This window comes from Streptomyces goshikiensis (genome assembly GCF_014650555.1).
Classification (GTDB): Bacteria; Actinomycetota; Actinomycetes; order Streptomycetales; family Streptomycetaceae; genus Streptomyces; species Streptomyces goshikiensis.
This window is the reverse complement of sequence record NZ_BMVE01000004.1, coordinates 26,195-39,186: the sequence shown is the minus strand read 5'-3', so window position 1 is coordinate 39,186 and position 12,992 is coordinate 26,195. Positions and strand designations below refer to the sequence as shown.

13 protein-coding genes and 4 tRNA genes are annotated in these 12,992 nt (G+C 71.0%); 9 read left to right on the top strand and 8 right to left on the bottom strand.

Going from position 1 to position 12,992, the window contains the following annotated elements; translation table 11 throughout:
• Positions 1-25 precede the first annotated feature (25 nt).
• The gene (locus IE248_RS13460) at positions 26-292 is read right to left on the bottom strand and encodes a DUF3073 domain-containing protein (protein ID WP_008740942.1); all 267 of its coding nucleotides are present in this window, start codon (positions 290-292) and stop codon (positions 26-28) included.
• A gap of 301 nt (positions 293-593) precedes the next feature.
• Positions 594-1,700 carry a Leu/Phe/Val dehydrogenase gene (locus IE248_RS13455; RefSeq protein ID WP_271244335.1) on the bottom strand — a complete coding sequence of 369 codons (1,107 nt, stop codon included), beginning with the start codon at positions 1,698-1,700 and terminating at the stop codon, positions 594-596.
• Between the two features lie 215 nt (positions 1,701-1,915).
• On the opposite strand from IE248_RS13455, the gene IE248_RS13450 reads away from it, so the two are divergent.
• Positions 1,916-2,746 carry a DUF8083 family protein gene (locus IE248_RS13450; protein WP_037792786.1) on the top strand — a complete coding sequence of 277 codons (831 nt, stop codon included), beginning with the start codon at positions 1,916-1,918 and terminating at the stop codon, positions 2,744-2,746.
• 589 nt (positions 2,747-3,335) lie between these two features.
• Entirely contained in the window at positions 3,336-3,542 is a 207-nt protein-coding gene (bldC, locus tag IE248_RS13445) for a developmental transcriptional regulator BldC (RefSeq protein ID WP_003949541.1), read from the top strand.
• A gap of 343 nt (positions 3,543-3,885) precedes the next feature.
• On the opposite strand, the gene IE248_RS37330 is transcribed toward bldC, so the two are convergent.
• The 3 genes from IE248_RS37330 to hrpA all read right to left on the bottom strand — a co-directional run bounded on the left by IE248_RS37330 (position 3,886) and on the right by hrpA (position 8,255).
• Positions 3,886-4,083, bottom strand: a complete 198-nt coding sequence (locus tag IE248_RS37330) for a DUF6274 family protein (protein ID WP_229895301.1) — start codon at positions 4,081-4,083, stop codon at positions 3,886-3,888.
• Between the two features lie 42 nt (positions 4,084-4,125).
• Positions 4,126-4,199, bottom strand: a tRNA-Asp gene (locus tag IE248_RS13440).
• Positions 4,200-4,313: 114 nt separating this feature from the next.
• Positions 4,314-8,255 carry an ATP-dependent RNA helicase HrpA gene (gene hrpA, locus IE248_RS13435; protein ID WP_190030857.1) on the bottom strand — a complete coding sequence of 1,314 codons (3,942 nt, stop codon included), beginning with the start codon at positions 8,253-8,255 and terminating at the stop codon, positions 4,314-4,316.
• 107 nt (positions 8,256-8,362) lie between these two features.
• Between hrpA and IE248_RS13430 the strand changes: the two genes are divergently transcribed.
• The 3 genes from IE248_RS13430 to IE248_RS13420 are packed head-to-tail and all read left to right on the top strand — an operon-like array spanning position 8,363 to position 10,433.
• A complete protein-coding gene (locus IE248_RS13430) occupies positions 8,363-8,818 on the top strand; it encodes a hypothetical protein (RefSeq protein ID WP_190030856.1) in 456 nt (151 codons plus the stop codon).
• Between the two features lie 53 nt (positions 8,819-8,871).
• Positions 8,872-9,600, top strand: a complete 729-nt coding sequence (locus IE248_RS13425; protein ID WP_037797859.1) for a DsbA family protein — start codon at positions 8,872-8,874, stop codon at positions 9,598-9,600.
• Positions 9,597-10,433, top strand: a complete 837-nt coding sequence (locus tag IE248_RS13420; RefSeq protein WP_037797858.1) for a cytochrome c biogenesis CcdA family protein — start codon at positions 9,597-9,599, stop codon at positions 10,431-10,433. The genes IE248_RS13425 and IE248_RS13420 overlap by 4 nt, the downstream gene beginning before the upstream one ends.
• A 45-nt stretch (positions 10,434-10,478) precedes the next feature.
• Here IE248_RS13420 and IE248_RS13415 read toward each other — a convergent pair.
• From IE248_RS13415 to IE248_RS13405, 3 genes are all read right to left on the bottom strand, one after another.
• A tRNA-Phe gene (locus tag IE248_RS13415) sits at positions 10,479-10,555 on the bottom strand.
• Positions 10,556-10,577: 22 nt separating this feature from the next.
• Positions 10,578-10,651 (bottom strand) — tRNA-Asp (locus IE248_RS13410).
• 39 nt (positions 10,652-10,690) lie between these two features.
• Positions 10,691-10,763, bottom strand: a tRNA-Glu gene (locus tag IE248_RS13405).
• A 127-nt stretch (positions 10,764-10,890) separates the two neighbouring features.
• Here IE248_RS13405 and IE248_RS13400 point away from each other — a divergent pair.
• The 4 genes from IE248_RS13400 to IE248_RS13385 all read left to right on the top strand — a co-directional run bounded on the left by IE248_RS13400 (position 10,891) and on the right by IE248_RS13385 (position 12,824).
• Positions 10,891-11,241: a metallopeptidase family protein gene (locus tag IE248_RS13400; protein ID WP_030726307.1), complete on the top strand. Its 351-nt coding sequence runs from the start codon at positions 10,891-10,893 to the stop codon at positions 11,239-11,241.
• Entirely contained in the window at positions 11,238-11,780 is a 543-nt protein-coding gene (locus IE248_RS13395; RefSeq protein WP_078899711.1) for a FluC/FEX family fluoride channel, read from the top strand. Before IE248_RS13400 ends, IE248_RS13395 begins: the two co-directional genes overlap by 4 nt.
• Positions 11,777-12,151 carry a fluoride efflux transporter CrcB gene (gene crcB, locus IE248_RS13390; RefSeq protein ID WP_073774117.1) on the top strand — a complete coding sequence of 125 codons (375 nt, stop codon included), beginning with the start codon at positions 11,777-11,779 and terminating at the stop codon, positions 12,149-12,151. Before IE248_RS13395 ends, crcB begins: the two co-directional genes overlap by 4 nt.
• A gap of 82 nt (positions 12,152-12,233) precedes the next feature.
• Positions 12,234-12,824 carry a hypothetical protein gene (locus tag IE248_RS13385; protein ID WP_190030855.1) on the top strand — a complete coding sequence of 197 codons (591 nt, stop codon included), beginning with the start codon at positions 12,234-12,236 and terminating at the stop codon, positions 12,822-12,824.
• Positions 12,825-12,992: the final 168 nt, after the last annotated feature.

Here is a 12,992-nt window from a genome sequence, read left to right as displayed (position 1 = left end):
GATGTCGTGCAGACGCGAAGAAGCGTCAAGCGCCGCGACGCTGAGCCGACGGACCGGACTCTTCGTCCTCGTCGTCGTCATCGCTGTTGTACAGATCCGCGTACTTGGCGTACGGGTCGTCGTCGTCATCCTGATCGTCATCGACTTCGACCGGCTCGCTGACAGGCAGCAGCGGATCCGTCGGCGATGCGCCCAGCTCATTGGCCAGACGCGAGAGGTCAGTCCCGCCGCTGTTGTACTTCAGCTGGCGGGCGACCTTTGTCTGCTTGGCCTTGGCCCGGCCGCGCCCCATGGCTCGACCCCCTCGGTGACGGGGCTCGACGGCCCCAGAGTCTGACACGCGTTCATGGTTCGGAGCGGGCTCTCCGTGGAGAGACCGTCCGTAGGGGTTTAACGGTACCTGCTTCCGCGGCCATACGGTACGCCGCCCGCATGACGCGCCCCGGTGCAGAACCAGAGAAGCGCCCCGTCCTCGCTGGTCAGCTGCGATTTTAACCTGATCCTGACGGGCGACCCGCCGAAGTGCAGTGAGTTCCGTCTCGCCGCACCCCGGCGGGCGCACCCGCGGGGTCCCCGAGGGGCCCCGAAGAGGGTCAGGCCGTGCGCGCGGCGCGGGCCTCGGCCATCCGCTGCTCGGCGATCCGGTCCGCCGCGGCGGCCGGCGGAATGCCGTCCGCCTTCGCACGAGTGAAGATCTCCAGGGTGGTGTCGAAGATCTTCGTGGCCTTCTTCTTGCACCGGTCGAAGTCGAAGCCGTGCAGCTCGTCCGCGACCTGGATGACCCCGCCCGCGTTGACCACGTAGTCGGGGGCGTAGAGGATCCCGCGGTCCGCGAGGTCCTTCTCCACACCCTGGTGCGCGAGCTGGTTGTTCGCGGCGCCGCACACGACCCTGGCGGTCAGCGCGGGCACGGTCTCGTCGTTCAGCGCGCCGCCGAGCGCGCACGGGGCGTAGATGTCCAGGCCCTCGGTGCGGATCAGCGCGGCGGTGTCCGCGACCGCGGTGACCTGCGGGTGCTTGTCGAGGACCCGGCGCAGGGACTCTTCCCGTACGTCCGTGATGACGACCTCGGCGCCGTCCTCCAGCAGGTGCTCGACCAGGTAGTGGCCGACCTTGCCGACCCCGGCGACACCGACCTTGCGGCCGCGCAGCGTCGGGTCGCCCCACAGGTGCTGGGCGCTGGCCCGCATGCCCTGGAACACGCCGTAGGCGGTGAGGACCGAGGAGTCGCCGGCGCCGCCGTTCTCGGGGGAGCGGCCGGTGGCCCAGCGCGTCGCGCGGGACACGACGTCCATGTCCGCCACGTACGTGCCGACGTCGCAGGCGGTGACGTAGCGGCCGCCGAGGGACTCCACGAACCGGCCGTACGCCAGGAGCAGTTCCTCGGACTTCAGGACGTCGGGGTCACCGATGATGACGGCCTTGCCGCCGCCCAGGTCGAGACCGGCGAGGGCGTTCTTGTACGACATGCCGCGCGCGAGGTTCAGCGCGTCGAGGACGGCCTCCTCGTCCGAGGCGTACGCGTGGAAGCGCGTGCCACCGAGGGCGGGGCCCAGGGCGGTGGAGTGGATCGCGATGACGGCCTTGAGGCCGGAGGCTCGGTCCTGGCACAGCACGACTTGCTCGTGGCCACCCTGCTCCGTGCGGAACAGGGTGTGCAGGACGCCGTCGGTCATTTCGGTCACGGTGGTGACTCCCATGGAAGAGATGCGGCGGAAAGACGCCCGCCCTGCGGGTGGGGGAGGGCGTGCTGGGAGCAGCGTAAGACCTGTGGGGCGGGTCCAGGCGATCTGTCCGAGGATCGGAATCGTCCCGTGCTGCGCGGGCCCGCGCGCCGCGCCGGGGGCGGCCGGGCGGAGTACCCGCGGGCGGTGCGGGGGAGTACGAGAGCGTGAGCGAATCCCCCGACCGCCGACTGCCCGCAGCGCGCCCGGTGCCGTCCGTCCCGTACGCGTCCTACCTGCGCGTCTACGAGCCCTTGGCGGCCTTCCCCGAGCCGGAGCGCGCCCACTGGGCCGACTACGCCCGGCGCGGGGCGGCCCCGACCGCCCAGGACGAACTGCGCAGGTCCCTCACGGATTTGGTCCGGGTCCCGGTGGTCGGGGTCCCGGCGCACGAGAGCGCCGACGCCTTCACGGCGGAGGTGGACGGGGTGCTGCTGGTCTGCCCGTGGCGGACCAGGCTGCGCGGCTGGCTCGCGCTCCAGGAGCTGGTGGCCGACTTCCCGGGCCCGGTGCTCGACGCGGCGCTCCCGCCGGGGGAGCGCCGGCGGGCGGCCGAGGAGTTCGCGGCCTGGCGCGAGCGGAACCCGGACGCGCGGCCGTGGATCCGGACCGGGGTGTGGCAGGTGCCGCTGCGCTGGTTCGTGCTGGTGTCCGACGAGGAGCGGGAGTACCTTCCGGGCGAACGGCTGCGCTACCGGACCCCGATGGTGCAGGCCCGGCGGCGGCTCGCGCGGGGGCTGCGGACCCTGCGGGAGGCGGAGGGGTACGGGGGGCTGGTCCAGGGGCTGGTCGAGGTCGGGAGCTGGCTGGAGGAGTTCCACCCGCGCTCGATGGTCGAACTGGACTACGGGGGGCTGCTGCACGCGCTGCCGGCCGACCGGCTGGCGGCCGACCGCTCGGCCCGGGACCTCGCGGCGGGGATCGCGGCGCTCCGGGCGGGCGACATGTCGGTGGCGGCGGGGAAGTACGGGGAGCTGGCGGAGCGCTGGCGGGCGGTGCGGGAGAGGCTGTTCGCCAATTAGGGGCTCGCGCCGGGTGTGACGCGCCCGACACACCCGGCGGGCGGAGCGCCGGGGTACCGGAGGATCGTACGTACCGCCCGTATCGGCTGATCGGGCATAAAGCGCAGATCAAGGCCTTGATCGCTACATTTGGGCCTTAGGGCCAGGACCTACGTCCCGATACGGGCCATTGGCCCAAGCGTGACGGACCGCACTATCTACACCCTTGCGCCCTTCCCCTACCCTCGTGCCAAAATAGGACAAGGAGTCCGGGGAGGGTTCCTTCCGCCCAACTAAGGGCGGAATGCTCGGTATTGCACTCTACGGGGGGTCTGACGACTCCTGATCGCTCTGTGACTGATCGTCACAGTGGGGTGACTGTCCGTTATGGGGCGGTCCATCGGCTTCCGCCGCTGATGAACACCTCGGAGGGCAATTCCATCGGTTTGGCCCTTGGGGCTGGACGGATGGTGTAGTTGTAGTGCCGAGGACAAGCCGTTCGTCCTATAACCGACTCGGCCTGCGTATGTCCATTTCGGGCAACGCGGGCCAAGGTGCAGAATTTAGAGGAAAGAACCGAGATGGTTCGGTTCTCCCGAGGAGGCCGCTCATGACCGCTCGCACCCCTGATGCCGAGCCGCTGCTGACCCCGGCTGAGGTTGCCACGATGTTCCGCGTGGACCCGAAGACGGTCACCCGCTGGGCCAAGGCTGGCAAGCTCACGTCCATCCGCACCCTGGGTGGACACCGCCGTTACCGCGAGGCCGAGGTTCGCGCACTGCTCGCGGGAATTCCGCAGCAGCGCAGCGAGGCCTGAGGTACGTAGCACCCCGTTTTGAAGGGTTCGTATCGGGTCCCCCAATCCGATGAAACCCACATGGCTTCAAACGGCTGAACCTGCCCCAACAGGTTCTGGTCGTTCGATCGCGCTGGACTCCGCCGGGTCCAGCGCGATCTTTTTTTATGCCCGGATCCCGGCCGGACCGGGAAGGGGTGAGGGTGCTGGAGGGGTGGGTGCCATTGCACATATTAAATCGAGCTCGCGTAGGGGTGCGATAAATGCGCATGTCCCGAAAACTCATGTGGTGACACCCATCACAGATGATCACTCTTGTACTACGCGCAATGCACCCGTAAGGGGACGTGCGTCGCAGACCGCTTCATGCGGACGGGGGATTCTTCCCCTCGTGGCCGAGGAACAGCGCGAGGCGCTGGAGGCGATGGCAGGCGGGGCAGTGACGCGTGAGGTGGCGGTGCCCCCCGGCGGCCCTCAGATGGGCCTTCAGGAGCGCTCTGAGCTCGTCCCGGCTCGTCACCAGGGTCCTCGCTTCCTGTCGCCGGTTCGTCTGGCAACGCATCAGGGCCCGTATCCCTGGGGGATACGGGCCCTGATGTTATTGCGAACCTGACGGGACTTGAACCCGCGACCTCCACCTTGACAGGGTGGCGAGCTAACCAACTGCTCCACAGGTCCTCGATTTGCGGCCACTGGGTGGCTGCGAATCAGACTATACAGCAGCTCAGGGGGTGCAGTCGAACCGCCTGCGCGACCCGCCCTCCGACCCTCCGGAACCCCTCCCGGAGGCCCTCACGGGGCCGCCGCGTCCACCGCCTTGACGATCCGCTTGTCGGAGATCGGGTACGCCGTCCCGAGCGCGTGCGCGAAGTAACTGACGCGCAGCTCCTCGATCATCCAGCGGATCTCGGTGACCGCCTCCGGCACGGGCCGGCCCTTCGGCAGCTGCTCCAGCAGCCACAGGTACTCGTCCCGCATCTCGTGGACCTTCTCCATGCGCGTGGTGTCGCGCTGGACGCCCGTCGGCATCTGCTGGAGCCGGCGGTCGACCGCCACCAGGTAGCGCATCAGGTCCGGCAGCCGCTTCAGCCCGGTCAGGGTCACGAAGCCGGCCGGCATCAGCGCCGCCAGCTGCGTCTTCGCGTCCTGCACGTTCGCCATCAGGGCCAGGCTGTTGGTCGCCTTCAGGCGCCGCTCGCAGGCCTGCCAGGCCGCCAGCACCTGCTGGACCTGATCCACCGTCCGCACCGTCGTGTCCACCAGGTCGGCCCGGACCGCGTCGAAGAGCTTCCGGAAGGAGGCCTCGTCCCAGGCCGGACCGCCGTGCGCGGCGATCAGCCTGTCGGTGGCCGCCGTCGCGCAGTCCTCGAACAGCGCCTGGACGGAGCCGTGCGGATTGCGCGAGAGGGCCAGCTTCTGCTGGTTGGTCAGCTTGTCCGAGGCGAACTTCGCCGGGTTCACCGGGATGCCCAGCAGGATCAGCCGCCGGGTGCCCAGCCACATCGCCTGCTGCTGCTCGGCCTCGGTGTCGAAGAGCCGTACGGAGACGCTCGCGCCCTGGTCCACCAGCGCCGGGTAGGCCTTCACCGGCTGGCCGGCCCGCCGGGTCTCGAAGACCCGGCTCAGCGTCCCGATCGTCCAGTCGGTCAGCCCGGTGCGCTCCACCGACTCCCCGCCCGCCCGCTCGGCGGTGGCCGCGGCGGCCTTGGAGAGGGCCTGGCGGGCCTTGGGCTTCAGCCGCAGCCGCAGGGCCTCCAGGTCCTTGTCCTCGGCGAGGTTCTTGCGGCGCTCGTCAACGATCCGGAAAGTGATCTTCAGGTGGTCCGGGATCCGGGACAGGTCGAAGTCCTCGGCGGACACCGGGACCCCCACCATCCGCTGGAGCTCGCGCGCCAGCGTCACCGGCAGCGGCTCCTGGAGCGGCACGGCCGTGTCCAGGAAGCGCGAGGCGAAGTTCGGCGCGGGCACGTAGTGCCGGCGGATCGGCTTCGGCAGCGACCGGATCAGCTCGGTGACGACCTCTTCCCGCAGACCCGGGATCTGCCAGTCGAAGCCCTCGTCGGTGACCTGGTTCAGCACCTGGAGCGGCACGTGCACGGTGACACCGTCCGCGTCGGCGCCCGGCTCGAACTGGTAGGTCACCCGGAACTTCAGCTGCCCCTGCCGCCAGGAGTCCGGGTAGTCGGCCTTGGTGACCCCGGCCGCCTTCTCGGTCAGCAGCATCTCGCGCTCGAAGTCGAGCAGTTCGGGCTCGTCCCGCTTCTTGTGCTTCCACCACGAGTCGAAGTGCGCCCCGGACACCACGTGCTCGGGGATCCGCTGGTCGTAGAAGTCGAACAGGGTCTCGTCGTCCACGACGATGTCGCGGCGCCGGGCCCGGTTCTCCAGCTCCTCCACCTCGGTGAGGAGCTTGCGGTTGTCGGCGTAGAACTTGTGGTGGGTCCGCCAGTCGCCCTCGACGAGCGCGTTGCGGATGAACAGCTCGCGCGAGACCTCGGCGTCGATCCGGCCGTAGTTGATCTTCCGCTGGGCCACGATCGGCACGCCGTACAGCGTGACCTTCTCGTACGCCATCACCGCCGCCTGGTCCTTCTCCCAGTGCGGCTCGCTGTACGTGCGCTTGATCAGGTGCTGGGCCAGCGGCTCGACCCACTCGGGCTCCACCTTGGCGTTGACCCGGGCCCACAGCCGCGAGGTCTCCACCAGCTCCGCCGACATCACGAACTTCGGCTGCTTCTTGAACAGCGCGGAGCCCGGGAAGATCGCGAACTTGGCGGACCGGGCGCCCAGGTACTCGTTCTTGTCGGTGTCCTTCAGGCCGATGTGCGAGAGCAGACCCGCCAGCAGCGACACGTGGACGTGCTGCTCCGGGGCATCGGCCTCGTTGACGTGGATCCCCATGGACTTGGCGACCGTACGCAGCTGCGAGTAGATGTCCTGCCACTCGCGGATCCGCAGGAAGTTCAGGTACTCCTGCTTGCACATCCGGCGGAAGGAGGACGAGCCGCGCTCCTTCTGCTGCTCGCGGACGTAGCGCCACATGTTCAGGAACGAGAGGAAGTCGCTGGTCTCGTCCTTGAAGCGGGCGTGGTTCTGGTCCGCCTGCGTCTGCTTGTCCGACGGGCGCTCGCGCGGGTCCTGGATGGACAGGGCCGCCGCGATGACCATGACCTCGCGGACGCAGTTGTTCTTGTCCGCCTCCACGACCATGCGGGCGAGCCGCGGGTCCACCGGGAGCTGCGAGAGCTGCCGGCCCATCGGCGTGAGCCGCTTGTGGGCGTCCTTCTCGGAGGGGTCCAGCGCGCCGAGTTCCTGGAGCAACTGGACGCCGTCGCGGATGTTGCGGTGGTCCGGCGGGTCGATGAAGGGGAACTTCTCGATCTCGCCGAGGCCGGCCGCGGTCATCTGGAGGATGACGGAGGCCAGGTTGGTGCGCAGGATCTCGGCGTCCGTGAACTCCGGACGGGAGAGGAAGTCGTCCTCGGAGTACAGCCGGATGCAGATGCCGTCGCTGGTGCGGCCGCAGCGGCCCTTGCGCTGGTTGGCGCTCGCCTGGCTGATCCGCTCGATGGGCAGCCGCTGCACCTTGGTGCGGTGGCTGTAGCGGGAGATCCGGGCGGTGCCCGGGTCGATCACGTACTTGATGCCGGGGACGGTCAGGGAGGTCTCGGCGACGTTGGTCGCGAGGACGATCCGGCGCGTCGTTCCCGCGGGGGGCCGCTGGAACACCCGGTGCTGCTCGGCGTGCGAGAGGCGCGCGTAGAGGGGCAGGACCTCGGTGAAGCGGAGGTTCCGCTTGTTGAGCGCGTCCGCCGTGTCGCGGATCTCGCGCTCGCCCGACAGGAAGACGAGCACGTCGCCGGGGCCCTCGCCCTGGAGCTCGTCCACGGCCTCGCAGATCGCGGTGATCTGGTCCCGGTCGGAGTCCGCCGCCTCCTCGGCGTCCTCCTCCAGCAGCGGCCGGTAGCGGACCTCCACCGGATACGTACGCCCGCTGACCTCGACGATCGGGGCCTCGCCGAAGTGCCGGGAGAAGCGCTCCGGGTCGATCGTCGCGGAGGTGACGATCACCTTGAGGTCGGGGCGCTTGGGCAGCAGCGTGGCGAGGTAGCCGAGCAGGAAGTCGATGTTGAGGGACCGCTCGTGGGCCTCGTCGATGATGATCGTGTCGTACGCGCGCAGCTCGCGGTCCGTCTGGATCTCGGCGAGCAGGATGCCGTCCGTCATCAGCTTCACGAAGGTGGCGTCCTGGTCCACCTGGTCGGTGAACCGGACCTTCCAGCCGACCGTCTGGCCGATCTCGGACTTCAGCTCCTCCGCGATGCGCTCCGCGACGGTGCGCGCCGCGATCCGGCGGGGCTGGGTGTGCCCGATCATGCCCCGGACGCCGCGGCCCAGCTCCATGCAGATCTTGGGGATCTGCGTGGTCTTGCCGGAGCCGGTCTCGCCCGCGACGATCACGACCTGGTGGTCGCGTATCGCCTCGGCGATCTCGTCCTTCTTCTGGCTGACGGGCAGGTTCTCGGGATACGTGACCTCCGGCATCCGCGAGGCACGGCCGGCCAGTCGCGCGGCGGCTTTCCCGGCCTCCGCGGCGATCTCGTCGAGCACGGCCTGCTTGGCCTCGGGCTTGCGGATACGGCGGGCGCCTTCGAGGCGGCGGCCGAGGCGGTGCGCGTCACGGAGCGAGATCTCACCGAGAAGCGTCTGCAGGGCGGCGAAGGAAGTAGACATACCTGGTCGAGGATCTCACCCGGGAGCGTCGGGTGGCGAACGCATTTGTGTACCGTCCCCGTACCATTTCGGGACGAGATCACCAGAACCGACGTGAGAGGCCCGCCATGTCCCGCGCCGCCCGCGCCCTGTGCTGCCTGATCGCGGCGCTGGCGGCCCTGCTCTGCGGCGCGGCGTCGGCGGCCCCGGCGGCTTCCGCGGCGCCGGCGGCCCCTGCGGCGTCGGCCGGTGCGGTGCGCGCGGCCGGTCCGGCGCACGCGACCCCGGCCGGTGTGGCGCAGGCGGGCCCGGCGCAGGCCGTCACCGACGGCCCCGCGCCGGGCGGGGCGGCGGTCGCCGGAGCGGTGGAGGGTTCGGGTCCGGCCTGCGGGCCCGGCGGGGCGGAGGACGGGATACCGCCGGCGGCGCCCCCGCGCGCGAGCGCGGAGCACGCGCACACCCCCCTGGCCCGGGCCGTCGTGGAGCCGGACGGGGGCGGCCGGGCGCTGCCCGCGCGGGTCCCCGTACGCGGGCCGGACCAGCCGGCGCCGGGGCCGGTGGAGCTCTCGGTGATGCGGGTCTAGGAGGACCGGTCGTCCGACTGGTCCGCCCTCACCCGTAGCCCTGGAGCACCCGTATGTCCTCTTCCTCCCGTAAGCCCCTGCTGATCTGCGCCGGGGTCGCCCTCGCCTCCGTCGCCTTCGGGGTCGTGTCCTGGCAGGCCACCGCGCCCGGGGACACCCCCGCCAAGCCCTCCTCGGCGTCCGCGCCCGAGGCCGACGCGGGCACCAGCGAGCTGCTGAAGCTCGCCCGCCGGGAATCCGGCGACAAGCTGGCCGTCGGCCGGGCCGACGCACCCGTCGTGCTGATCGAGTACTCCGACTTCAAGTGCGGCTACTGCGGCAAGTTCGCGCGCGACACCGAACCCGAACTGATGAAGAAGTACGTCGAGGACGGCACCCTCCGCATCGAGTGGCGCAACTTCCCCATCTTCGGCGCCGACTCCGAGGCCGCCGCCAAGGCCGCCTGGGCCGCCGGGCAGCAGGACCGGTTCGCGGCGTTCCACGCGGCCGCGTACGCCGAGGGCTCCAAGGAGAAGGGCTTCGGCGAGGCCCGCCTCGTCGAGCTGGCCGGGCAGGCCGGGGTCCCCGACCTGGAGCGCTTCAAGAAGGACATGGCCGGCGAGGCCGCCGCCGAGGCGCTGCGCAAGGACCAGGAGGAGGGCTACCGCATCGGCGTCAGCTCCACCCCCTCCTTCCTCGTGGGCGGCCGGCCCATCGCGGGGGCCCAGCCCCTCGACGCCTTCGAGTCGGCGATCGCCGATGCCAAGGCGCGGGCCGAGGCCCCCGGGGCGGCGAAGCGGTGACCGACATCGGATACCTGGCCGCCCTGCTGGGCGGCCTCCTCGCCCTGCTCAGCCCGTGCAGCGCACTGCTGCTGCCGGCCTTCTTCGCGTACTCGATCGACTCCGCCTCGCGGCTGCTGGCGCGCACCGGGATCTTCTACGCCGGTCTCGCGAGCACCCTCGTACCCCTCGGGGCGGCCGGTTCGTACGCCGGACGGTTCTTCCACTCCCACCGGGACGCGCTCGTCCTGGCCGGCGGCTGGCTGATCATCGTGCTCGGGATCGCGCAGATCCTCGGCCTCGGCTTCGCCTCCCGGCGGCTCTCGGAGCTGTCGGGCCGGATCCGGCCGACCACCGCCCTGTCGGTGTACGCCCTCGGCGCGGTCTACGGGCTGGCCGGGTTCTGCGCCGGCCCGATCCTGGGCAGCGTCCTCACGGTGGCGGCCGTCAGCGGCAGCCCCGTCTACGGAGGCCTGCTGCTGGCGGTGTACGCGCTGGGGATGGCCGTACCGCTGTTCGTGCTGGCCCTGCTCTGGGAGCGGTTCGAGCTCGGCAAGCGGCGCTGGCTGCGCGGCCGGCCCCTGCGCGTCGGCCGCCTCGAACTGCACACGACCTCGCTGCTGTCCGGTCTGTTCTTCATCACCCTGGGCGCCCTGTTCCTCGTCTATGACGGGGCGAGCGCGCTGCCCGGACTGCTCGACGTGGACGACTCGTACGCCGTGGAGCAGCGGGTCCGTTCCCTCACCGGCGCGGTCCCGGACTGGGCGCTGCTCGCGCTGGTCGCGGCGGCGGCAGTGGCCGTCGGCCTGGCGCAGTGGCGCGGCCGCGTCCGCGAGACGGCGGAGAAGGAATAGGGGAGGAACGCGGAAGGCCCCCGTCCGAGGACGGGGGCCTTCCTGTGGTGGCTGGGGCCGGGGTCGAACCGGCGACCTATCGCTTTTCAGGCGATCGCTCGTACCAACTGAGCTACCCAGCCACGAGACCGTTTCCGGCCTCAGCGAACCTGACGGGACTTGAACCCGCGACCTCCACCTTGACAGGGTGGCGAGCTAACCAACTGCTCCACAGGTCCTTGCAGTGTGCGAGACCAAGTCTTGCACACGGTAATGCGTACCCCCAACGGGATTCGAACCCGTGCTACCGCCTTGAAAGGGCGGCGTCCTGGGCCACTAGACGATGAGGGCTAAAGGCCCGCCGGGCACTTTCCAGCGCGTCGGGGACGTGAGAAGCATATGGGATCCGGGGAGCTATCGCCAAAACGGTTTCTCCCCGGCACGCGGGAGGCACCTCCACCGGAGGGACAATGGCCGGGTGCTGGAGATGACGCGCGAGGAGTTCGAAGAGCTCGTCGCAGAGGCCCTGGACCGGATTCCGCCGGAGCTCACGCGGCTGATGGACAACGTCGCGGTGTTCGTCGAGGACGAGCCGCCCGCCGACGACCCCGAGCTGCTCGGCCTCTACGAGGGGACCCCGCTGACGGACCGGGGCGAGTGGTACGCCGGGGTGCTGCCGGACCGGATCACGATCTACCGCAACCCCACGCTGCGCATGTGCGAGGACCGGGAGAGCGTGGTCGCGGAGACGGAGGTCACCGTCGTGCACGAGATCGCCCACCACTTCGGGATCGACGACGACCGGCTGCACGCGCTGGGTTACGGATGACCGGCCCGGCCGACGGCTCTCGCGAAGACCCTTCAGGCGACCCTTCCGGCAGTGACCCCTCCGGCGGCAGCCCCTCCGGTGGCGACGAGGCCATCGACCCCGACATCGACCTCCGGGTGCCCGCGCAACGCGCCGAACCGCAGGGCCGGGTGCTCGCGGCGGTGGCGGCGGGCGGCGCCCTCGGGGCCTCGGCGCGGTACGGGGTGGCGCTGCTGTGGCCGGCCGCCCCGGGGGCGTTTCCCTGGGCGACGTTCTGGATCAACGTGAGCGGGAGCGCCCTGATCGGCGTACTCATGGTGCTGATCAGCGAGGGCGGGCGCACCGCCCCGCATCCGCTGGTGCGGCCCTTCGTCGGCGTCGGGGTGCTGGGCGGCTTCACCACCTTCTCCACGTACGCGGTGGACTTCTCGCTGCTGCTGGACGAGGGCGAGGCCGGGACGGCGCTGGCCTACGCGGGGCTCACGCTCGCCGGCGCGCTCGGCGCCGTGTGGGCCTCGGCCTCGGTGACCCGGCGCGCGGTGGACGGGCGGCGCGGATGAACTGGCTGCTCGTGGTGGTGGGCGCGGTCGTCGGCGCGCCGCTGCGCTACCTGACCGACCGGGCCGTGCAGACGCGGCACGGCTCGGTGTTCCCGTTCGGCACCTTCGCCGTGAACACGGCCGCCTGCCTGCTGTTGGGGGCGCTGACCGGGGCCGTCCTGGCCGGGGCGGACGCCTCGCGGCTCCAACTGCTGCTCGGGACGGGGCTGTGCGGGGCGCTGAGCACCTACTCGACCTTCTCGTACGAGACGCTGCGGCTGGCCGAACGCGGCTGGCGGTTCCTCGCGGCGGTCAACGTGGTGGCGTCGGTGCTGGTCGGGCTGGGCGCCGTGCGCCTGGGTTCGTGGCTGGCGGGGGAGCTGTTCGGCTGAGGGCGTGTCTCTTACGGGGTAAAGGGAGTTGGGCACATTGACCCGCTCATCGCGGACCCCCGTAGTTCCGGAGGTGCCTCCCGTGCGCCAGTTTTCCGCTTCCCTCCGACTGGCCGTCACCGCACTCGCGGTCGCGGCGACGGCGGGCTGCATGAGTGTCGGCGCGGACGCCGCGAAGCCCGGGCCCTCCTCACCCGTCGACCGCAAGGGCGCGGCCGCCGACTCCGGCGGGGGCGCCGCCGCCGGCCGGGGCTCCGGGATCCACGGCAACGGCCACGGCGTGAAGGACGGTACGGGCAAGCCCGGAGGGAAGCCCGGCGAGGAGGGCAAGGCCTCCGGGGCGACCGGGGCCTCTCCCAGCCCGGGCGCGCCCGCCGGGCTGCCCGGGGCCCCCTCCCCTACGGCCGGTCCGGGCGGCGGGGCGGGCGGCCAGGGTCACCAGCAGCCCTCGTCGGGCGGCGGGGCCTCCGCCGGGGGCGGCTCCGGCGGCGCGGGTGGTTCGGGCGGCTCCGGCGGGGCGGGCGGGTCCGGTGGTACCGCTCCCACCCCGCCCACGGCGCCCCCGACCCAGGACCCTCCTCCTGTGACGGAACCCACGCCGGTTCCGACGCCTCCGGAGACGAAGCCGAGCACCGACCCGGGAGGTCCGCCGCAGGCACTCCGCGCCCTCTGAGTGCTCTCCGGGCTCAGCCCCGAGCTCTCCAGCGGAAGGCGTCTTCGCAGGTCAGGGCCATAGTGGCCGGGGTGACTTGCCAGACCCCCAGGAGGGTGCGTATGGTTATAGATCGTTTGATCCCATTGCCCGGCGCCGAATCCGAAGAGCGCCGTGTGGCGCGTACTC

Coding starts and splice junctions, on each gene's coding strand:
- IE248_RS13460 (WP_008740942.1), bottom strand. CDS start 292: ATGGGGCGCGGCCGGGCCAAGGCCAAGCAGACAAAGGTCGCCCGCCAG.
- IE248_RS13455 (WP_271244335.1), bottom strand. CDS start 1,700: ATGGGAGTCACCACCGTGACCGAAATGACCGACGGCGTCCTGCACACC.
- bldC (WP_003949541.1), top strand. CDS start 3,336: ATGACCGCTCGCACCCCTGATGCCGAGCCGCTGCTGACCCCGGCTGAG.
- IE248_RS37330 (WP_229895301.1), bottom strand. CDS start 4,083: ATGCGTTGCCAGACGAACCGGCGACAGGAAGCGAGGACCCTGGTGACG.
- hrpA (WP_190030857.1), bottom strand. CDS start 8,255: ATGTCTACTTCCTTCGCCGCCCTGCAGACGCTTCTCGGTGAGATCTCG.
- IE248_RS13430 (WP_190030856.1), top strand. CDS start 8,363: ATGTCCCGCGCCGCCCGCGCCCTGTGCTGCCTGATCGCGGCGCTGGCG.
- IE248_RS13425 (WP_037797859.1), top strand. CDS start 8,872: ATGTCCTCTTCCTCCCGTAAGCCCCTGCTGATCTGCGCCGGGGTCGCC.
- IE248_RS13395 (WP_078899711.1), top strand. CDS start 11,238: ATGACCGGCCCGGCCGACGGCTCTCGCGAAGACCCTTCAGGCGACCCT.
- crcB (WP_073774117.1), top strand. CDS start 11,777: ATGAACTGGCTGCTCGTGGTGGTGGGCGCGGTCGTCGGCGCGCCGCTG.